General features: G+C 71.8%; 19 protein-coding genes. 9 read left to right on the top strand and 10 right to left on the bottom strand.

The window, feature by feature from the left end; translation table 11 throughout:
- Positions 1 to 39: 39 nt before the first annotated feature.
- The 6 genes from OG746_RS16745 to OG746_RS16720 all read right to left on the bottom strand — a co-directional run bounded on the left by OG746_RS16745 (position 40) and on the right by OG746_RS16720 (position 6,953).
- A complete protein-coding gene (locus OG746_RS16745) occupies positions 40 to 1,728 on the bottom strand; it encodes an ABC transporter ATP-binding protein (RefSeq protein ID WP_524540468.1) in 1,689 nt (562 codons plus the stop codon).
- A gap of 277 nt (positions 1,729 to 2,005) precedes the next feature.
- Entirely contained in the window at positions 2,006 to 3,283 is a 1,278-nt protein-coding gene (locus OG746_RS16740) for an ABC transporter substrate-binding protein (protein ID WP_266715409.1), read from the bottom strand.
- A complete protein-coding gene (locus OG746_RS16735) occupies positions 3,280 to 4,404 on the bottom strand; it encodes a branched-chain amino acid ABC transporter permease (RefSeq protein ID WP_524540417.1) in 1,125 nt (374 codons plus the stop codon). Before OG746_RS16735 ends, OG746_RS16740 begins: the two co-directional genes overlap by 4 nt.
- On the bottom strand, positions 4,397 to 5,296 hold the full coding sequence (locus OG746_RS16730; RefSeq protein ID WP_266715408.1) for a branched-chain amino acid ABC transporter permease: 900 nt from the start codon (positions 5,294 to 5,296) through the stop codon (positions 4,397 to 4,399). Before OG746_RS16730 ends, OG746_RS16735 begins: the two co-directional genes overlap by 8 nt.
- On the bottom strand, positions 5,293 to 6,126 hold the full coding sequence (locus tag OG746_RS16725) for an ABC transporter ATP-binding protein (RefSeq protein ID WP_266715407.1): 834 nt from the start codon (positions 6,124 to 6,126) through the stop codon (positions 5,293 to 5,295). The genes OG746_RS16730 and OG746_RS16725 overlap by 4 nt, the downstream gene beginning before the upstream one ends.
- Complete coding sequence (locus OG746_RS16720) at positions 6,123 to 6,953, bottom strand: ABC transporter ATP-binding protein (protein ID WP_266715406.1); 831 nt, start codon at positions 6,951 to 6,953, stop codon at positions 6,123 to 6,125. The genes OG746_RS16725 and OG746_RS16720 overlap by 4 nt, the downstream gene beginning before the upstream one ends.
- Before the next feature lie 246 nt (positions 6,954 to 7,199).
- On the opposite strand from OG746_RS16720, the gene OG746_RS16715 reads away from it, so the two are divergent.
- Positions 7,200 to 8,396 carry an RsbRD N-terminal domain-containing protein gene (locus OG746_RS16715; RefSeq protein ID WP_266715405.1) on the top strand — a complete coding sequence of 399 codons (1,197 nt, stop codon included), beginning with the start codon at positions 7,200 to 7,202 and terminating at the stop codon, positions 8,394 to 8,396.
- Here OG746_RS16715 and OG746_RS16710 read toward each other — a convergent pair.
- The 3 genes from OG746_RS16710 to OG746_RS16700 all read right to left on the bottom strand — a co-directional run bounded on the left by OG746_RS16710 (position 8,385) and on the right by OG746_RS16700 (position 11,146).
- Positions 8,385 to 9,116 carry a class I SAM-dependent methyltransferase gene (locus tag OG746_RS16710; RefSeq protein ID WP_266715404.1) on the bottom strand — a complete coding sequence of 244 codons (732 nt, stop codon included), beginning with the start codon at positions 9,114 to 9,116 and terminating at the stop codon, positions 8,385 to 8,387. The genes OG746_RS16715 and OG746_RS16710 overlap by 12 nt on opposite strands.
- A gap of 231 nt (positions 9,117 to 9,347) precedes the next feature.
- Positions 9,348 to 9,785, bottom strand: a complete 438-nt coding sequence (locus tag OG746_RS16705) for a glutaredoxin domain-containing protein (protein ID WP_266715403.1) — start codon at positions 9,783 to 9,785, stop codon at positions 9,348 to 9,350.
- Between the two features lie 209 nt (positions 9,786 to 9,994).
- Positions 9,995 to 11,146, bottom strand: coding sequence for a glycerate kinase (locus OG746_RS16700; protein ID WP_266715402.1), 1,152 nt, complete (start codon positions 11,144 to 11,146; stop codon positions 9,995 to 9,997).
- Between the two features lie 188 nt (positions 11,147 to 11,334).
- On the opposite strand from OG746_RS16700, the gene OG746_RS16695 reads away from it, so the two are divergent.
- The 8 genes from OG746_RS16695 to OG746_RS16660 all read left to right on the top strand — a co-directional run bounded on the left by OG746_RS16695 (position 11,335) and on the right by OG746_RS16660 (position 18,775).
- Positions 11,335 to 12,432, top strand: a complete 1,098-nt coding sequence (locus OG746_RS16695) for an ADP-ribosylglycohydrolase family protein (protein ID WP_266715401.1) — start codon at positions 11,335 to 11,337, stop codon at positions 12,430 to 12,432.
- A 75-nt stretch (positions 12,433 to 12,507) separates the two neighbouring features.
- Positions 12,508 to 13,329, top strand: a complete 822-nt coding sequence (locus tag OG746_RS16690) for an alpha/beta fold hydrolase (RefSeq protein ID WP_266715400.1) — start codon at positions 12,508 to 12,510, stop codon at positions 13,327 to 13,329.
- 9 nt (positions 13,330 to 13,338) lie between these two features.
- A complete protein-coding gene (locus tag OG746_RS16685; RefSeq protein ID WP_443063152.1) occupies positions 13,339 to 14,226 on the top strand; it encodes a helix-turn-helix domain-containing protein in 888 nt (295 codons plus the stop codon).
- Between the two features lie 92 nt (positions 14,227 to 14,318).
- Positions 14,319 to 14,813: an NUDIX domain-containing protein gene (locus OG746_RS16680; protein ID WP_266715399.1), complete on the top strand. Its 495-nt coding sequence runs from the start codon at positions 14,319 to 14,321 to the stop codon at positions 14,811 to 14,813.
- Positions 14,814 to 14,960: 147 nt separating this feature from the next.
- Complete coding sequence (gene uriH / locus OG746_RS16675) at positions 14,961 to 15,926, top strand: uridine-preferring nucleoside hydrolase UriH (RefSeq protein WP_266715398.1); 966 nt, start codon at positions 14,961 to 14,963, stop codon at positions 15,924 to 15,926.
- Complete coding sequence (gene uriT / locus OG746_RS16670) at positions 15,923 to 17,365, top strand: uridine transporter UriT (protein ID WP_266715397.1); 1,443 nt, start codon at positions 15,923 to 15,925, stop codon at positions 17,363 to 17,365. The genes uriH and uriT overlap by 4 nt, the downstream gene beginning before the upstream one ends.
- A 15-nt stretch (positions 17,366 to 17,380) precedes the next feature.
- Complete coding sequence (locus OG746_RS16665) at positions 17,381 to 18,103, top strand: SIR2 family NAD-dependent protein deacylase (RefSeq protein WP_266715396.1); 723 nt, start codon at positions 17,381 to 17,383, stop codon at positions 18,101 to 18,103.
- 66 nt (positions 18,104 to 18,169) lie between these two features.
- Positions 18,170 to 18,775, top strand: a complete 606-nt coding sequence (locus OG746_RS16660; RefSeq protein WP_266715395.1) for a dihydrofolate reductase family protein — start codon at positions 18,170 to 18,172, stop codon at positions 18,773 to 18,775.
- Here OG746_RS16660 and OG746_RS16655 read toward each other — a convergent pair.
- Positions 18,772 to 19,275: a methylated-DNA--[protein]-cysteine S-methyltransferase gene (locus OG746_RS16655; protein WP_266715394.1), complete on the bottom strand. Its 504-nt coding sequence runs from the start codon at positions 19,273 to 19,275 to the stop codon at positions 18,772 to 18,774. The genes OG746_RS16660 and OG746_RS16655 overlap by 4 nt on opposite strands.
- Positions 19,276 to 19,280: the final 5 nt, after the last annotated feature.

Below are 19,280 nucleotides of genomic sequence, written 5' to 3'. Positions count from 1 at the left end.
CAGCGCCTTCGGCTGGGCCTCACCCCGGTGCCGCCAGGGTCAGGCCACCTCCTCCAGGAAACCTCCCGACTGGTGCTGCCAGAGTTTGGCGTAGGTGCCGTGGGCTGAGAGGAGGGCGGTGTGGGTGCCCTGTTCCACGATGCGGCCGTGGTCCAGGACGACCAGGTGGTCCATGCCGGCCACCGTGCTCAGGCGGTGGGCCACCACCAGGGCTGTGCGGCCCTCCATGAGCCGCCAGAGGGCCTCCTGCACGAGGAGCTCGCTCTCCGAGTCGAGGGCGCTGGTCGCCTCGTCCAGGAGCAGGATGGGGGCGTCGCGCAGGATCGCGCGGGCCAGGGCCACCCGCTGGCGCTGGCCGCCGGAGAGCTTGATGCCGCGCTCCCCGACCATCGTGTCGAAGCCTTCGGGCAGCGCGTCGGCGAACTCGGTGACGTGCGCCGCCTCCGCCGCCCGCCTGACCTCCGCCGCGCTCGCCTCCGGCCGGGCGAAGGCGATGTTCTCGCGCAGGCTGCGGTGGAACATGGCCGGCTCCTGGGGGACGTACGCGATCCGGGACCGCAGGTCGGCCTGGCGCAGCTTGGAGATGTCCTGGCCGTCGATCAGGATCCGGCCGCCGTCGATGTCCATCATCCGCAGCAGCAGCCTGGTCAGCGTCGTCTTGCCGCCGCCCGAGCGGCCGACCAGGCCGAGCCGCGTGCCACCGGGCACGGTCAGGTCGAGCCCGGTGAACAGCGGCTCCGCGCCGGCGTGCGCGTACGCGACCCGCTCGAAGCGGACGGCGGCGGCCGAGGTCTCCTGCGGCTCCTCGGGCTCGGCCGGGTCGAGCACCTTGGGCTTGTCCCGCAGCAGCTCCGTGAACTGGGCCGCCTCTGTCATGGCGCGTTCCAGACGCCGGTAGATCTGGTTGAACTCGAACATGATCCGCGTCGCGTTGGTGAAGTACGTGAACGCGACGACGATCGCCTCGACGCCCTGGCCGCTGCCCGCGAGGGCGACGGCAAGGAGCAGTCCGAGGGCGTTGGTCAGCACGGAGAGCGGGGCGACGAGGGTGTCCACGCGCAGATTGCCGTAGTCCCAGGCCCGCAGAATGTGGCCGCGCGCGTCCGCGACCCGCTCCCGGTGCTCGGCGGCCTCGCGCTCCTCGGCGCCGAAGGCGCGGACCGTCTCCATGTTCATCAGGCTGTCGGCGACATGCCCCGACATGTGGGTGAACGCCGCCTCGCGCGCGTTGACCAGCTTCTGGCGGCGACGGATCAGGGGCCGCACGCACAGGCCGGTGACCACGATCATCGCCAGGAGCACGACGACGAGCCACGGCTCGTACCGCCACAGCACGACCGATCCGAACACGATCGGTACGAAGCTGGCCATCACGTTGAAGATCAGTACGTCCGCGAACTCCTCGAACCGCGAGGCGAAGCTCAGGACGCGCTTGGTGAGCGAGCCGGCGAAGTTGTCGTGGAAGAACGTGACGTCCTTCGCGTACAGCTCGTCCATGCCGATCACGTACAGGCGCGAGATGGCGCCCGCCTCGAGCCGGTTGATGCAGTGGTATCCGATGCGCCACATCACTTCGGCGGCGAGCAGCACACCGGCGAAGCAGAGGACGTACGGCAGCATCGCGTCGACGGTGCGCTCACCACCGTCGGCGAGGTGGCCGACGAGCTTGGCGACGACGAGCGGCGCGAGGTAGAAGAGGCCGATATTGCCGAGTGCGGGCAGCAGCATCGCGGGGATCGCGAACCGGCGTGCCCTGGCCAGTTCCCGTCCGTAGAAGCGGAGTGCGAGCAGTACCGAGCCGCGACTCGGTGGCACTTCGCGCAATGAGGTCAATCCGATCCCGTCCCTTGGGTGTTGGGGTGTGGGGTTCCGGCCGTGATGTGGCCGAGCATCGGAGTGTCCCGTGACGGGGTGCGGGCGGTCCACGTGTTTTCGGGGCGAGGAGGGGTGTGTCGGCCAGGCCGGGCGCGTTCGGATGCCCCGGCGCGGCCGACACACGCGGACGTCAACTCACCGTCGGCGTATAGCCCTTGGCCTCTGCGGACTCGGACGGCTCACGCACGACCTTCATGCCGCCGACCGCCGACTTGTCGGGCTGCAGGATCACCGATTCGTGGGAGGACGGGGCCTTGGGGTCGCTGAAGTCCTGGGCGACGCCGAAGCCGTTGTCGAAGTCACTGAGGGACAGCAGTGCCTTGTCGACGCCCTCACGTGTGAGGTCCTTGTCCTCGCAGGCCTTCTTCAGGGCCTCGCCGAACACGGCCGCGGCGGTCCAGCCCGCGACGACGCCGTTGTCGAGCGAGTCCTTCGGATACGCCTCCTTGTAGTCGGCGACGAGCTTCTTCGCCTCCGGGGTGTCCGCGCCGATGGGCAGCGAGGGCGAGGCGACCCAGTAGTTCTTCAGCAGCGCCGGGGCCGCCTGCGTGCCGAGCAGCTGCGGCGAGTACGCCGAGTTGTTGCCGATGATCGGCGCGTTCAGCTTCGCCGCCGCCGCGACGCCGACGAGGGAGGCCGCCTGGCGCGGGCCCGCGCTGATCACGACGCCCTTGACGCCGGCCTTCTTCAGGGCGGTGACCTGGGCGGTCATATCGTTGTCGGTCGGCTTGATCTTCTGCTTGACGAGGGTCAGCCCCTCCTTCTTCGCCATGTACTCGGAGCCTTGCAGCGCGTTCTCGCCGTAGTCGCCCTCGAAGTAGACGTGGCCGAGCTTGTCGCCCTTCTTGAGGCCCTTCTCCTTCATCAGGAAGTCGATCGCGTTGATCGTCTCAATGTCGTACGTCGACCCGATGACGCGCACGTACGGGCTGCCGAGCAGATGCGCCGACCAGGCCTGCGGCAGGACGAGGGCCTTGTCCTGGCCGTCGATGCGCTTCTTGACGGCGGCCACGAACGGCGAGCCGAGGAACTGCGGGAAGCCGAGCACGTCGGGGGCCAGCTCCGTGTAGCCGGCGACGGCCTTCTGCGGGTCGTAGCCGTGGTCGCGCACGGTCAGCTTGGCCTTGTAGCCGCAGGCGCCGCCCGCGGCGTTGAACTGCTTCACGTACAGCTGCTGCGCCTGGGTGACGCTCTTGCCGAGCGTCGCGTAGACGCCGGTCATGTCGGTGAGGACGCCGAGGTTGATCGTCTTGCCGGTGATGCCCTTGCCGGTCTTGATGCCGCCCGCGCTCTGCTTGTCGCCGTCCCCGTCGTCCTTGGCCTTGGAGCTGCACGCGGCGGTCAGTGCGAGCAGGGTGGCCACGGCGGTCACCGTGACCATGCGGGTGCGGCCGTTCCTTGGGTTCATGCGTCCTCCTGAGGGTGTTTCCTGGCGCGCGGGGCGGTCAGCCGCACAAGTCCGCCGGGTAGGAAAAGGACCACCGCCACGACGGCGGCGCCGTACAGATAGCGGGACGCCTCGCCCGGTGCCACGCCGCCGGTGCCGGGGGCGGAGACCAGGGGCAGGGCGTCGCTGTACCGGGTGAGCAGTTGCGGCAGGAGCGAGACGAAGGCCGCGCCGATGACGGCGCCCGCCACGGATCCGAGGCCGCCGATGACGATCATGGCGAGGTATTCGAGGGAGAGCGTGATGCCGAAGTAGTCGGGCACGGTGCGCTGGAAGATCAGGGCGAGCAGTACGCCCGCGAGCCCCGCGTACATCGACGAGAGCACGAAGACGAAGCCGCGGTAGCGGGCGACCGGCACGCCGAGCACCCCGGCCGCGATGCGGTGGTCGCGGATCGCGTTCAGTGCCCGTCCCGGCCGTCCGCGCAGCACTCCGCGGGCGAAGAGTCCGCAGCCGAGCGTGAGCAGCAGCCCCAGGTACCAGAGCTTCTCGGAGGCGCCGAACGGCACGCCCGCGACGGCGAGTTCACTTTCGTCGAAGGTGAGGCCGAACAGGCTCATGGCGGGTACGTCGCGCCCGTTGGCGCCGCCGGTCAGGTCCTCGGCGTTGAACAGGACGTGCTGCCCGATGAAGATCAGCGCGAGGGTCGCGATGCCGAGGTACGCGCCCTTGAGGCGGCCCGCGATGGGGCTGAACAGGCCGCCCGCGACGCCCGCGACGAGCACCGCGAGCACGGCGGCGAGCCACGGCGGGAGGCCGAGCCCGTTCAGCGTCTGGTCCCGCTCCCCCGCGAACACGCAGTACCCGTAGGCGCCGACGGCGAGGAAGAAGGCGTGCCCCATGGAGAGTTGCCCGGTCGCGCCGGTCAGCAGGTTGAGGCCGATGGCGCCGATGGCGGCGGCCATGGCGAACAGGCCCGCCTGAAGCCAGAAGCGCTCCACGTAGAACGGCAGGGCGAGCAGCAGCAGGGCGCAGGCCGCGATGACGTACGTACGGCGGCGCGAGAGGCGCCCCCGCAGTGAACTGCCGTATGTGGTGCGGGGCTTGGCCGGTGGGGCATCCGAGGCGAGTACGTCAGACACGGGCCAGCTCCTTCGTCCCGAAGAGCCCCGAGGGCCGCAGCAGCAGGATCACGGTCATCACGAGATAGGGCGCGACGTCGCCGAGGCCGCGGCCCATGAAGGCGAGTTCGCTCTGGTAGCCGGCGGCGAGGGACTCGGTGACGCCGACGATGAGCCCGCCGACGAGCGCGCCGGTGGTGGAGTCGAGGCCGCCGAGGATCGCGGCGGGGAAGGCCTTCAACGCGGCGAGTGACGTGGCCCGTTCGAGGCCCGGCGTCGGGAACACGGTCAGGAACAGCGCGGCGACGGCGGCGAGCCCGCCCGCCACCGCCCACGCGCCGAGCGACACCCGCCCGAGCCGTACGCCCATCAGCGCGGCGGTCTCGCTGCTCTCGGCGGCGGCGCGCATCGCGACGCCCCACGAGGTGTAGCGGAACGTGAGCAGGAAGGTGGTGATGAGCAGGGCCGCCGCGGCGAGCGCCGCGATCCGGGTGTGCGCGATGGAGACCCCGCCGACGGTGAGCACGGCATCGCCCCACGGGTCTCCCATGGCGAGCACGTCCGTGCCGAGGCGGCGGGTGAGTTCGGTGGTCAGGAGGATGTCGACGCCGATGGTGACGATGGCGAGGACGCTGTGGTCGCGCCCCCGGTAGCGCCGCATCACGAAGAACTCGACGGAGGCGCCGACGACGGCCGCGGCCGCGATGCCGACACCGACCGCGGGCCAGAACCCGATGTCGTCGTGGAGCGACGCGATGACGTAGCCGCCGGCGAGCAGCAGCGACGCGTGGGCGAAGTTGACCACCTCGGTGGCCCGGAAGATGACGACGAAGCCGAGGGCGATGAGCGCGTAGACGGAGCCCATCGAGATGCCGTTGATGAGGAGTTCGAGAAACGTCGTGAAATCAGTCATGCGGAGGCCTCCGGCTCTTCGGGGGTGCCCAGGTACGCCTGGACCACCGCCGGGTCGTTCTGCACCCGCTCCGGGGGGCCGCCCGCGATGCGGCGGCCGAAATCGAGGACCGTCACCTCGTCGGCGAGCCGCATGACGACACCCATGTCGTGTTCGACCAGGACGATCGAGATGCCGAGGCTGTCGCGGACGCCCGCGATGACGGCTGCGGTGCGGCGGCGTTCGTCGGCGGTCATGCCGGCGACGGGTTCGTCGAGGAGAAGGATCCTGGGCTCCATGCACAGGGCTCGGGCGAGTTCGGCGAGCTTCTGCGCGCCGTACGGCAACGAGCCGGTGGGTGTGGTGAGTTGGTCGGCGATTCCGACGAACTCGGCGATCTCCGCGACCCGTTCGCGGTGGAGGCGCTCCTCGCGGACCGCCGACGGCAGCCGCAGGCCGGCCGCGACGAAGCCCGCGCGGGTCAGCCGGTGCCGGCCGAGCAGCAGGCTGTCGGCGACGGTGGTGTGCGGCGGCAGGGCGAGGTTCTGGAAGGTGCGGGCGACGCCGAGTTCGGCGATGCGGTGCGGGTGCAGGCCGGTCAGTTCGCGCTCGCCGAGGTGGACGGTGCCGGAGGTGGCCCGGTAGACGCCGGAGAGGACGTTGAAGGTGGTGGACTTGCCCGCTCCGTTCGGGCCGATGACGGCGTGCACCGTGCCCGGTTCGACGGTCATGCCGATGGCGTCGAGGGCGGTGAGACCCGCGAAGCGCACGGTCAAGTCCCTTACGTACAGCGGCGGTACGTCCGCGTGCGGCGGCGGTACGTCCACGTGCGAGGTCGCCACGTTCGTCATCGCGTGCCTCCCCAACGGCTGAGCGTCGGCGTGTGCGCGGACCCGCCGGTCGCGGCCGCGGCGTCCGACGCGGCCGTCTCGTCGACCACGCCCAGGTAGCGGCGGCGCACCTCGTCGGATCCTGCGAGTTCGTCGGCGCGGCCGTGCAGGGTGATCTCGCCGACCTCCAGGACGTACGCGTGCGAGGCGAGCCGCAGCGCGAGCGCCGCGTTCTGTTCGACGAGGAGGACGGAGACGCCCTGGGCGTTGATCTCGCGGATCGTGTCGGCGATCCGGGCGGCCATCAACGGGGCGAGGCCCAGCGACGGTTCGTCCAGGAGCAGCAGTTTCGGCGCGGCCATCAGGGCGCGGCCCACGGCCAGCATCTGCTGCTCGCCGCCGGACAGCAGCCCCGCCCGCTGCTGCGCCCGGTCGGCGAGTACGGGGAAGAGTTCGTGCACGCGCCGCAGCGCCGCCGCCTTGGCGGCCCGCGAACCGTGCGATCCGAGCGCCCCGGCCCGCAGATTGTCCGCGACGGTCATCCGCGCGAACACCCGCCGCCCCTCAGGGACTTGGCAGACCCCGGCGGCCACCACACGGTCGGCGGACATGCCACCGATCCGCCGGCCGCCGAAGTCCACCGTGCCGGACGTCACCGCCCCGCCGTGGAAGCCGAGGGTGCGCGAGACGGCGCGCAGCAGCGTCGTCTTGCCCGCTCCGTTGCCGCCGAGCACGGCGACGACGGACCCCGAAGGTACCTCCAACGTCACTCCGCGCAGGGCGCGTACGGGCCCGTAGCCGACGGATACGTCGTCGACGAGGAGCCCTGGTTCTCTTGCATCGCTCACATCGGTCACTGTGTGCGTCCCTCCCTGGACCGGTGGCGCTCACGACAGCACCGTGCGGACGGCCCGTCCACGGGCGACCCGCGAATCGCTGCGCGGGACCAGCCCCTGACCGCCCCGGTTGTGCCCGCGCACAAGACCGCGTGTCAGGGGCCTGCCGGGGACGGGCGGCGGGTGGCATCCTCCGCACAAGCGGGTGAGTCCTTTGCCGTCGCTTTAACGACTCGTACGGCTCGTTGGGGAGGGGCGATGGGAACACGCAAACACCGCACGGGCCAGGACTGGCAGCTGCTGAAGGAGGCCTGCGGCACGCTCCTCGACCGGGTGCCGGAACTCGTCGACGAGCATCTGCGGCAGCTCTTCGCGCACTCGGACGTCTACGCGCGCGTGCTGCCGTACGACGCCCAGTGGCGGGAGGCCGAGCAGGCGATGCGCATCGGCGTCGAGACGATCTCGGCGCCACGCGACTCGCCGCGCAAGGACCTGGAGTACGCGGAGGACGCGGGCCGGCGCCGGGCGGGTCAGGGGCTGCCGCTCGACCTCCTGATCCACGCCTACCGCAACGCGGGCTATCTCGTCTGGGACGCCCTGATGGAGAGCGCGGGCGGCGAACCGGCCCGGCTGAAGGCGCTGATGCGTTCCGCGACGATGGTGTGGGCGGCGGTGGACGCGCAGGCCGAGGCGGCCTCAGAGGCGTACCGGGCAACGGAGTTGGAGCTGCGCCGCCGTACCGACGAGCAGACCCAGGCGCTGCTCGACGCGCTCCTGGACGGCCGCCCCGCGCCGGGCCTCGCGGCGCGCGCGGCAGCGGGCCTCGACCTGCCCGAGCACGGCCCGTACGCCGTCGTCGTGCTCCGGGTGGAGCGGCAGGGCGGGCGCGAGGCGTTCCACCGGCGGATCCAGGACCCGCGGTTCCGGTTCGTATGGCGGATGCGGGCGGACTGCGAGGTGGGGGTGGCGGCGCTCGGGGCGGGCCGCACGCTGGACGACCTGGCGGCGCTGCTCGACGGCCGCTGCCCCGGCCCCGGCGGGGTCAGCCCCGTCGTCAAGGGGCTCGCCGAGCTCGGCCACGCCCGCCGCCTCGCCGAACTCGCGTTGCGCACCTGCCCGCCGGACACCACGGGGGTGGTCCGCCTGGACGAGCGGATGCCGACGGCACTGGTGGTGAGCCAGCCGGACCTCGCCCAGCGTCTGGTGTCGGGCGTCTTCGGCGAGCTCCTCGCGCTCGAACCGGCCGACCGGGCGGTCCTGTTGGAGACGCTGGACGCGTGGCTGGCGTGCGAGGGGTCGGCGGGACGGGCGGCGGGGCGCCTGTACTGCCACCGCAACACGGTCTTCAACCGGCTGCGCAGGCTGGAGCAGTTGACGTCGCGTTCGCTGTCGCGGCCACGGGATCTGATGGAGATGACGCTGGCGCTGGACGCGTACCGGTTGTCACCGGGGTGAGCGGGGATCGGGTTCGGGACGCCGGAACAACGCGGTGAGGAGGAAGGGCACGCCGTACGTCGCCGATCCCTCGCCCTGCGCGGCCATGGGCCGGATCTCGACCTCCTCCAACTCGTCGAAGATGTGGCGCAGTTCATCGGTGGCGAAGGCGATACCGCCTTCAAGGTCGCCGCTCCGGTACAGCTCCTCGTCGGACGCTTCGGAGCCCATCGCTCCCGCGGCGAAACAGACGAGTCCGAAGTAGCCGCCGGGCGCGAGTACGCGGTCGAGCAGGGCGAGATAGCTGATGCGGCGGTGCGGCGGGAGGTGGTGCAGGCACCCGGAGTCGTACACCACGTCGTACGTGTCGTACGGGAGTTGGACGTCGAAGATGTCCCCCTGGTGGAACCGTACGTCCGCGGCTGCGGCCGCGGCCCGCTCCTTGCCCCATGCCACGGCGGTGGCGGACAGGTCGACGGCGTCCACGTCGAAGCCGCGGGCGGCGAGGTGCAGGGCGTTGCGGCCTGGCCCGCACCCGAGGTCCAGCGCGCGGCCCTCCGGGCGGATCGGCCCCTTGTCGAGGTGGGCGACGAGATTCTCGTCGGCCTTCTCGACGAAGAACGGAACGTCCCGCTCCCGGTCGCCATAGAACCGATCCCACCAGTCGGCTCCGCCGGTACTCGGGAAGGCCCGGTCGAGCATCTCCAGGACGTCATCCGTGGTGCGCATGTATCGCTTCAACAAGTCTCCCTCACCGGCGAGTTGACACGCCCCAGGCTACCCGGGGGCCCGCATTCTGGCAGGTGAGCGGCTTGGGAGGCGGTGTCGCGCGCGGCCCGGAACGGGCACGAGACCTTGTGCGGCCCCGGCGGCGGCCCTGCCACCCACGACCTGCCGGAACCGGCCTGCACGGGGGCACCGAGGGTCGGGGCGGGGCGATTCCGGCGGGAGCACGAGGGGGCAATTCTGCGGTCACCCGGAAGCGGAGAGCTGTTCGCGCACCCACTCGGGGTCCGGGTTGGTGTGGGGCCGGCCCGCCACGACGACGGTCGGCACGGTCTCGTTGCCGCCGTTGGCGACCCTCACCGCGGCGGCTCCTGCCGGGTCGTGCCAGATGTTGACCCAGTGCAGCCGGCGGGCGCTGCGGCCGAGCCGGAGGCGCAGCCGTATGCAGAACTTGCAGCCCGGACGCCAGAAGACAACCGGCCGGCCGTCGGCCGCGCTGCGACGCTGCGCCTCCTGCGCGCCGATCGACCTCGGGAAGATCACGGGCGAGTTCACGGCGGCGAGCACGAGAAACGCCAGCAGGAGTGCCGTGGCCATGGCGGGACTGCCGTTGAGGAACTGCCCGGTCGCGAGGGCCGAGCCACTGAGCACAAACACCATCGGCAGGATCCATGCGCGCATCATGGTGACGCAGGCTATCGGCACGGGCAGGATGTGGCCGCCCCGCCTTGGGCAACATGCAGGATGTGGCCGCCCCGCCTTGGGCAATCTGCCGCCAAGGGCGGCAGGGTGGGCAAGGCGGCCCCCGGTGCCGCGCAACGGAAACGCAGGGCCCCGCCCACGGCACCCCGCCGGAACGCAACACCGGCGAAGCCGCCGACCCCCGCCCCGCCTCAGCGCAAGAAGTCCTCCGCGATGGACGCGGCGACGTCCTCCAGGATCGGCCCCGCCTCGGCGATGCAGCGGGCCACATCCGGCTCCACGTCAGTGAGCGCGTACGCGCGGCGGATTCCGGCCCGCCCCAGCACCTCCGGCGCCAGCGCGAGCCGCCCGCACACGGCGACGACCTCGACACCCGCCGCCCGCGCCGCCGACGCGACACCCGCCGGTGCCTTCCCGTGCAGCGTCTGCTCGTCCAGCGAGCCCTCGCCGGTGATCACGAGCCCGGCCCGCTCCAACGCGGACGCGAAGCCGAGAACGTCGAGCATGACCTCGATACCGGGCCGGAAGCTCGCCCCGAGCCCGACCAGCGCCCCGAACCCGATGCCACCCGCGGCACCGGCCCCCGGCGACTCCGCGTACTCGAGCGCCTTCGGCCCCACCGACTCGGACAGCACCTTCGCGTAGTGGGCGAGCGCCGCGTCCAGCTCGGCGACGTCCTGCGGAGTGGCACCCTTCTGCGGACCGTAGATCGCGGGCGCACCCTTCGGCCCGGTCAGCGGATTGTCGACGTCGCTCGCCAGGACGAGTTCGACATCGGCAAGCCGCGCGTCGAGCCCGGACAGATCGGCCGAGGCCAGGCCCGCGAGCGCGCCACCGCCCGGCCCGACCGGCGCGCCCTCCGCGTCCAGCAGCCGCGCGCCGAGCGCCACCAGCATGCCCGCGCCGCCGTCCGTCGTGGCGCTGCCGCCCACACCGAACACGATCGAGCGCGCCCCGGCGTCGAGCGCCGCGGTGATCACCTCACCGGACCCGTACGTCGTCGCCGTGAGCGGCGCGAACTCGCCCTCGGGCAGCAGCTGGAGGCCTGACGCCTCCGCCATCTCCACGACGGCCGTGCCCTCGCGCAGCGCGTACGCGGCGACGACCGGCTCACCGAGCGGCCCGGTCACCCGGACCTCGCGGCGCTCGAACCCGGCCGCGACCGCCGCCGCCACCGTCCCGTCGCCACCGTCCGCGACCGGCACGGACTCCACCGTGACCTCGGGCGCGACCCGGTGCAGACCCGCCGTCACACGCTGTGCGACCTGCACCGCGGTGAGCGAGCCCTTGAACTTGTCCGCCGCGATCAACACGTGCCGCGCAGCCCCTGCAGCGTCCGCCACCTTGCTCTCCCCTTGCTGTTGCGCCTTGCTCGAGGCAAGGCAGTCGCGCCGCTGCGACCTTAACCGCAGGAGGGGGCCGCTGCCCATGGTCGTCCGGTCCGCGGACCGGCGATCGCCGCCGGAATACGCGTACAAAGAGCCGCAAACCAGCGCGACCGTTGATCTTCAAAAGCGGGTACACCGGTCTCATGACGCCAACGAGCCCCCGGCTCACCGACCTCACCGAACGCGCCCTCGCCGACCGTGTGCTCGGCGGCTGGCTCGGCCGGATCGCCGGCAACATGCTCGGCAAGCCGGTCGAGCAGGGCGAGGTGTGGACGCGCGAGCGCATCGACCGCTATCTGCGGCAGGCCGAGGCCCTGCCCCTGACCGATTATCTGCCCGAGCCCCCGTCGGACGAGGTGGCGCTGGCGCTGCGTCCCGAGTGGCGCCAGTGCGTGCGCGGCCGCATCCACGGCAGCTGCCGCGACGACGACGTGGACTACGCGGTGCTCGGCCTGCACCTCCTGGAGACCCACGGTTTCGCGTTCACCACGGAGCAGGTCGGCGAGCTGTGGCTGCTCCGGCTCCCCTACCTCCAGACGTTCACGGCGGAGCGCGCGGCGTACCGGAATCTCGCGAACGGACTGAAGCCGCCGCTCACGGCGACGTTCGACAACCCCCACCAGGAGTGGATCGGCGCCCTGATCCGCGCGGACGTCTTCGCCTGGACCAACCCGGGCGCCCCGCGTCGCGCCGCCTCCCTGGCCCGCCGCGACGCGGTCCTCTCGCACACCGGCAACGGCGTCTACGGCGCGATGTGGGCGGCCGCCCTGATCTCCGCCGCCTTCACCGCGCCGACCCCGCGCGCCGCCCTCGACGCCGCGCTCTGCGTGATCCCCGCGAGCAGCCGCCTGGCCCGCGTCGTACGCCGCACGGCCTCCCTGCACGACTCGCGGCTGACATGGGAGGAGACGCTCGCCACGGTCGCCGAGGAGACGGCGGGCCTCGGCTGGATCCACACGGTCCCGAACGCCGCGGTGCTCACCGCGGGTCTGCTGTACGGCGACGGGGACTTCACCCGCACCGTGCCCCTGACGGTCCGCGGCGGCCTCGACACGGACTCGAACGGCGCGACGGCGGGTTCGTTCGCGGGGGTGCTGTGCGGCGCCGCCGCGATCCCCGCGCAGTGGACCGAGCCTCTGGAGGACCGGGTCCGTAGCGCGGTGTTCGGCTTCGACGGCGTACGTATCAGTGAACTGGCGGCGCGTACCCTGGAGTTGGCCGGGAACCAGGACCTGTCGTAAGCGTGCCCAGCCCTCTCACCCCGGGCGCGACATTTTTACAAGACCGGGAGCCCGCGGCCCGTGCACCCTCGCCGTATGACTACGTACGACGTTGAACTCTCGCACGGGATGCACGTGGTCCACGACGGCCCGCCACAGGCGCCGCCCCTCCTGCTCATCCACGGATCCGGGGCCGCGGGCGGCTGCTGGATCCCGATGGTCCCGGCCCTCGCGGAACACCATCACGTCATCCGGGTCGACCTGCCCGGCTGCGGCCACTCCCCGCCCGCCCCGACCTACGAAGTACCGGCGCAGGCCGCCGCGTTGGCCGAGCTGCTCGACGATCTCGGGCTGCGGGACGTCGCCGTGGCCGGGCACTCCAGCGGGGGCTACATCGCCACCGCACTCGCCGAACAGCGCCCCGACCTGGTGCGCTCGCTCACGCTGATCAGCTCGGGCCCGCGCATGGACGCGCTCCTCCCGCAGCCGTTCATCCTGCGCTTCCTGACGGGCCCGCCGCTCGGCCGGCTCATCTGGTCGATGCGCTCGGACGCCTGGGTCCGCGCGGGCATCAGGTCGACGGCCGCCCGCCCCGTGGACGTTCCGGAGGAGCTGATCGCAGGCGTGCAGGGCATCCCGTACGGCGCGTTCCGGGCGGTCCTGCGCGAGAACGGCGCGTACATCACCGAGCGCACGGTGCCCGAGCGGCTCGCCCCGCTCGGCATCCCGGTGTTGGTCATCTTCGGTGCCGCCGACCCCCGTTGGGACCCGGCGTCGGCGCAGAGCTACGCGACGGTGCCGAACGCGCGCGTGGAGATGCTGCCCGGCGTCGGGCACCTCCCCCTCCTCGAAGCCCCGGAGGCGACCGGCGAACTGTTGCTGGACTTCGTCGCGACGGCACGCCAACCACGGTCCTAGACTGGCCACATGCCGCCGATCGAGACAATCGGGACAACCATCGGGGCAGCCATCGGGGCCCCACCCGACTGGGACGCGATGGACATCTCGGTCCCGCCCCCGGCGCTCCGGCTGCCGGGGATCAGCATGGCCGGGTTCAGTCAGCGCGTCCCCGGCACCCCCGCCCCCATGAACATCAGCATGGTCGCGCACCCGTCCGTCACCCTGCTCATCGACCTGAGCGACGAGGACGACATCGTCTACGACAGCCAGGGCAGGACCGGACGCGGCAGCGCCGTCATCGGGCTGCTCCCCGGCGAGCTCCGGACCTCGGGACGGGTGGGCACATGTCTCCAGATACGTCTCCAACCGGCCCTGGCGACCGCGGTGTTCGGCGCGTCGGCCGACCTCAGCGGGACCGTGGTGTCCCTCGCCGATACCTGGGGGCACTCTGCGGACGGGTTCGAGGGCAGACTGCGCGCCGCCGGTTCCTGGCACGAGCGGTTCGCGATCGCGACAGAGGTCATCGGCCGCCGCCTCGACACCTCCCCACGGGTCGATCCCGAGGTCGCCCACATCTGGCGGCGGACGCTGGCCCGCCGGGGGCGGGTGCGGGTCGAAGGCCTTGCGGACGAGGTCGGCTGGAGCCGGGGCAGGCTGTGCGCCCGCTTCCGGTCCCAACTGGGCATCACCCCCAAGCGCGCCGCCCGCCTCGTACGGTTCGACCACGCCGCCCATCTGCTGGCTGCGGGGCGCCCGGCCGCCGACGTCGCCACCGCCTGCGGCTACGTCGACCAGCCCCATCTGCACCGCGACGTACGGGAGTTCACCGGCCTCACCCCCACCGTCGTGGCCCGCGCACCGTGGCTCGCGATCGACGACGTGGCATGGCCGGACACCTGGCCCGCCACGACCTGAAACCGCACCGAATCCCACGCCTGGCCCCGCACCGAAACCCGCACCGAAACCCGCCCCCGAACCCGCACAGATGGCGCTATTAGGGTGGCCCGATGACCACCCTTGACTACGCCACGTACATCGCAGGCCTCCCCCGCGTCCTGGTCGGCGCCGCCGCACTGTTCCGGGACGCGGAGGGGCGGGTGCTGCTCGTCGAGCCCAATTACCGGGAGGGCTGGGCGCTGCCCGGCGGCACCGTGGAGTCGGACGACGGGGAGTCGCCGCGGCAGGGCGCGCGCCGCGAGACGCTGGAGGAGATCGGGCTCGACGTACCCGTGGGGCGACTCCTTGCCGTGGACTGGGTGCCGGGGACGGGGCGGCCGCCGCTCGTGGCGTACCTCTACGACGGCGGGGTCCTGACCGAGGCGCAGCAGAAGGCCATCCGGCTGCAGGAGGAGGAGCTGCTGTCGTGGCGGTTCGTGGAGCGCGCCGAGCTCGGCGCGTACCTGCTCGGGTCGCTGGGCCGGCGGGTGAGCGCCGCCCTCGACGTGCTGGACAGCGGATCGGGCACGGTCGAGCTGGAGAACGGCGAGCCGGTCACCGGCTGAGCCCGGCGCGCAGGCCACCCGCCGTCTACGCGCGTTGACAACTCGTGTGGCGCCGGGTCATGTTTCCGTGGACAGTTTTTTAGAGCACGTGCCGATCCGACCGGGGGCAGGACGCGGGCTCGCACCAGAGCAAAGGGGCTCAATCCGTTGACCAGGAAGATCATTCTCGACTGCGACCCGGGGCACGACGACGCGGTCGCGATGCTGCTCGCGCACGGCAATCCCGACATCGACCTGGCCGCCGTGACCACCGTCGTCGGGAACCAGACCCTGGAGAAGGTGACGCGCAACGCCCTCTCCGTGGCGGCGATCGCCGGCATCACCGGGGTGCCGTTCGCCGCGGGCTGCCCGCGGCCGCTGATCCGTACGATCGAGACCGCGCCCGAGATCCACGGCGACACGGGCCTCGACGGACCCGATCTCCCGGACGCCGCCTTCGAGCTCGACGAGCGGCACGCGGTGGACCTGATCATCGACACGGTGATGGCGCACGAGCCCGGTGAGATCACCATCGTGCCGACCGCGGGCCTCACGAACATCGCGCTCGCCGCCCGCAAGGAGCCGCGCATCGTCGAGCGCGTCCGCGAGGTCGTCCTGATGGGCGGCGGCTACCACGAGGGCAACTGGAGCCCGGTCGCCGAGTTCAACATCGTGATCGACCCCGAGGCCGCCCACATCGTCTTCAACGAGAAGTGGCCGGTCACGATGGTCGGGCTCGACCTCACCCACCAGGCGCTCGCCACCCCGGCCGTCGAGCAGAAGATCAAGGCCGTCGGCACGAAGCCCGCGCAGTTCGTGCTCGAACTGCTCGAGTTCTTCCGCGAGGCCTACCGCGAGAACCAGGGCTTCGAGCACCCGCCCGTGCACGACCCCTGCGCCGTCGCGTACGTCATCGACCCGAGCGTCATGACCGTCCGCAAGGCGCCCGTCGACATCGAGCTGCGCGGCTCCCTCACGCTCGGCATGACCGTCACCGACCTGCGCGCGCCCGCGCCCGACGACTGCCACACCCAGGTCGCCGTCGACCTGGACCACGAGCGGTTCTGGAACCTCGTCGTGGACGCGCTGGAGCGCATCGGTGAGCCCGAAGGGAACGGGGCGCCCGCAGCATGAACGTCGCCGCCTCCCCCCACTCCTCGGCCGGCGGCCCCGATGCGGGACGACCGGTCAGGATCGGCGCCCTCATGGTCGCGCTGCTCGCGGCCAGCTTCGCCTTCCAGCTCAACGCCTCGATGCTCAGCCCCGCGCTCGCGACGATGGCGGACGAGCTGGACACCACCGCGTCCGCGATCGGTGTCACGCAGACCGCGTTCTTCACGGCCGCCGCGCTGTTCTCGCTCTTCCTGCCGCGCCTCGGCGATCTGATCGGCCGCCGCAAGGTGCTCACCGGGATGATGGTCCTGATGGCCGTCGGGTGTGTGATCTCCGCGCTCGCGACCTCCGTCGGGATGCTCGCCGTGGGCCGTGTCATCCAGGGCGCCTCCGGCCCGACGATCCCGCTCGCCCTGATCATGCTGCGCGTCGAGATCCCGGACCCGAAGCGGTACGGCACCCTCATGGGCGTCGTCACCGCCGTCAACGGCGGCATCGCGGGCGTCGACTCGTTCGCGGGCGGCTCGCTCGCCGAGCACTACGGCTACGCGTCGATCTTCTGGGTCATGACCGCCTTCGCGGCCCTCTCGGCCCTGCTCGTACGCCTCTTCGCCCCGGAGTCCCGCGCGGCCGAGCGGCCGCCGATGGACTGGCCGGGCGTGCTGCTCCTGGTGATCTCCGTCGGCGCGCTCCTGATCGCCTTCAACGAGGCGGGCAAGCTGGCCGCGGCGAACTGGCCGCTGGCGGTCGGTCTGCTGGTCGTCGCCGTGCTCGCCTTCTGGGCGTTCTGGCGCATGGAGAACCGCTCCTCGCACCCACTGGTCACCACGCACCTGCTGAGGCGCCGCGCGACCTGGTCGCTGCTCCTGTCCACCATGCTGACCATGACCGGCGTCTTCGCGATCATGAACGGTCTGCTGCCCGGCTTCGCGCAGGACACCTCGGTGGGGCTCGGCCTCGGCGCCGAGGGCGCGACCTGGTGGACGCTGACCCCGTACGCGCTCGCGGGCCTGGCCATGGGCCCGATCTCGGGACGCCTCGCGGCGACGTTCGGCTACGGCCGCATCCTGCGCACCGGACTGATCGCCACGGCGGTCTCGACGGTCCTGGCGCTGCTGACCCTCCAGACGGACTCGTCGGGCCTCGTCCTGGCGGTGTCGATCCTGCTGGGCGTCACGTACGCGGGCATGGCCAACATCATGCTGAACGGCCTCGGCATCGTGCTCTCCCCGCCCGAGAACCCCGGCTTCCTGCCGGGCCTCAACGCGGGCTGCTTCAACCTCGGCGCGGGCCTCAGCTTCGTGATCCTGTACGCGGCGATGGACTCGGTCGCCCCCTCGGGCGGCACCTCGGTCGGCGGCTACAGCGCCGGTGTCGTGGCGGGTCTCGTGCTCATCGTGGCGGCCCTGTTCACGTCGCTGCTGATCCCGAAGCCGGTGCACGCGGAGGCGACGGACTGACCTACCGTTGAGGTCATGACCCTGGTTTCGTTCCTCACCGGCGCCGGCATCAGCACCGACTCCGGGATCCCGGACTACCGCGGCCCGAACGGTGTGTGGCGGAAGGATCCCGACGCCGAGAAGCTCGTCACGTACGGGTATTACATGAACGACCCGGAGATCCGGCGCCGCGCCTGGCAGGTGCGGCGCCGGGCCGTCACGCTGACCGCCGAGCCGAACGCGGCGCACCGGGCGATCGCGGAGCTCGACAGGTCCGGCGCCTCGGTCCGGGTCATCACGCAGAACGTCGACGGGCTGCACCAGCTCGCCGGCACGCCCACCCGCAAGGTGCTCGAACTGCACGGCTCTGCAAGGCAGTTCATGTGCACGGAGTGCGACACGCGCGGCCCCATGGCGGAAGCCCTCGCGCGTCTGGACGCGGGCGAGGACGACCCGCTGTGCCTCGTGTGCGGCGGCATCCTCAAGTCGACGACCGTGATGTTCGGCGAGAACCTCGACCCGCTGGTGCTCGGCGAGGCCGTCGAGGTCACCAAGGCGTCCGAGGTCTTCTTCGCCGTCGGATCCTCTCTCCAGGTCCATCCGGCGGCCGGACTCGCGGGCCTCGCCGCCGAGCACGGCGCCCGCCTGGTGGTGGTCAACGCCGAACCGACCCCGTACGACGACGTGGCCGACGAGGTCGTTCGCGAGCCGATCGGGACCGCGGTGCCGCGGCTGCTCCGTGAACTCGCCGATGCGTAGGTCGCGCTGCGCACGCCCTCTGCGTCCGGCAGGCTGAGGGCAGCGACCTACGAGAGGCGGTACCCGATGAAGCTGGTGGTGCAGGAGTTCCTGACGCTGGACGGTGTGTCGCAGGGTCCGGGCTCCCCCGACGAGGACACCAGTGACGGGTTCACGCGCGGCGGCTGGTTCGTGCCGTACGTGGACGAGGAGTTCATGGGGATCGCCGAAGGCTGGCTCGGCCGGGCGGACGGGTTGCTGTTCGGGCGCCGGACGTACGAGAACTTCGCGCGGGACTGGCCGACGATGACCGACCACCCCTTCGCCCCGATCATGAACGGCCTGCCGAAGTACGTCGCCGCCCAGAGCCTGGCCGAGGCCGACTGGAGCCCGACCACGATCCTGGCGGGCAACATCGCCGCCGAGGTCGACGCGCTGAAGCAGCAACCCGGCCGTGAGCTGCAGATCCACGGCAGCGCACGGCTCGCCCAGTCGCTCCTCGCGGCGGGCCTCGTCGACGAGCTGCGGCTCGCGATCGCCCCGGTCGTGGTGGGCCGGGGCCGCCGCCTGTTCCCGGACGGCGGCACCCCGGCGGGCCTGCACCCGATCAGCCAGCGCTCCACGGCGGGCGGCCTCTCCGTGCACGTCTTCGAGACGGCGGGGATGCCGGCGTACGGGGTGTACGGAGGCTAGAACAGGGCGTCGGCCGTGGCGGAGGAGCGCTCGAAGTCCAGCAGCCGGCGCTTGCGGTCGAGGCCGCCGCCGTAGCCGGTGAGGTCGCCGTTCGCGCCGATGACGCGGTGGCAGGGGACGATGACGCCGATGGGGTTCTTGCCGTTGGCGAGGCCCACGGCGCGCGAGGCCTTCGGCTTTCCGAGCGCCTCGGCCAGCTCCCCGTACGTACGGGTCCCGCCGTACGGGATCCGCTGGAGCTCTGCCCAGACGGAGCGCTGGAACGGGGTGCCGTGCAGGTCCAGTGGCAGGTCGAACTCCGTCAACTCGCCCTGGAAATAGGCGTTGAGCTGGTCGATGACCGGGCCGAAGGGACGCTCGTCGCGGACGCCGAAGGTCTCGTCGGCGGGGCGGTGGCGCTGGTCGGTCATATAGAGGCCGGAGAGGGTCGCGTCGGTGGCGACGAGGGTGAGCGGGCCGTAGGGGCTGTCGATGACCGTGTGCTGCTTGTGCGTGTGCATGGCGT

It is taken from the genome of Streptomyces sp. NBC_01016, from assembly GCF_026341035.1.
GTDB lineage: Bacteria > Actinomycetota > Actinomycetes > Streptomycetales > Streptomycetaceae > Streptomyces.
This window is presented reverse-complemented; position numbering and strand designations above follow the sequence as displayed.

What these genes read in the sequence shown, in the direction of transcription:
- OG746_RS16745 (WP_524540468.1), bottom strand. Translation starts at nt 1,728, where the DNA reads ATGCTGCTGCCCGCACTCGGCAATATCGGCCTCTTCTACCTCGCGCCG.
- OG746_RS16740 (WP_266715409.1), bottom strand. Translation starts at nt 3,283, where the DNA reads ATGAACCCAAGGAACGGCCGCACCCGCATGGTCACGGTGACCGCCGTG.
- OG746_RS16730 (WP_266715408.1), bottom strand. Translation starts at nt 5,296, where the DNA reads ATGACTGATTTCACGACGTTTCTCGAACTCCTCATCAACGGCATCTCG.
- OG746_RS16725 (WP_266715407.1), bottom strand. Translation starts at nt 6,126, where the DNA reads ATGACGAACGTGGCGACCTCGCACGTGGACGTACCGCCGCCGCACGCG.
- OG746_RS16715 (WP_266715405.1), top strand. Translation starts at nt 7,200, where the DNA reads ATGGGAACACGCAAACACCGCACGGGCCAGGACTGGCAGCTGCTGAAG.
- OG746_RS16705 (WP_266715403.1), bottom strand. Translation starts at nt 9,785, where the DNA reads ATGATGCGCGCATGGATCCTGCCGATGGTGTTTGTGCTCAGTGGCTCG.
- OG746_RS16695 (WP_266715401.1), top strand. Translation starts at nt 11,335, where the DNA reads ATGACGCCAACGAGCCCCCGGCTCACCGACCTCACCGAACGCGCCCTC.
- OG746_RS16690 (WP_266715400.1), top strand. Translation starts at nt 12,508, where the DNA reads ATGACTACGTACGACGTTGAACTCTCGCACGGGATGCACGTGGTCCAC.
- OG746_RS16685 (WP_443063152.1), top strand. Translation starts at nt 13,339, where the DNA reads ATGCCGCCGATCGAGACAATCGGGACAACCATCGGGGCAGCCATCGGG.
- OG746_RS16680 (WP_266715399.1), top strand. Translation starts at nt 14,319, where the DNA reads ATGACCACCCTTGACTACGCCACGTACATCGCAGGCCTCCCCCGCGTC.
- uriT (WP_266715397.1), top strand. Translation starts at nt 15,923, where the DNA reads ATGAACGTCGCCGCCTCCCCCCACTCCTCGGCCGGCGGCCCCGATGCG.
- OG746_RS16665 (WP_266715396.1), top strand. Translation starts at nt 17,381, where the DNA reads ATGACCCTGGTTTCGTTCCTCACCGGCGCCGGCATCAGCACCGACTCC.
- OG746_RS16660 (WP_266715395.1), top strand. Translation starts at nt 18,170, where the DNA reads ATGAAGCTGGTGGTGCAGGAGTTCCTGACGCTGGACGGTGTGTCGCAG.
- OG746_RS16655 (WP_266715394.1), bottom strand. Translation starts at nt 19,275, where the DNA reads ATGCACACGCACAAGCAGCACACGGTCATCGACAGCCCCTACGGCCCG.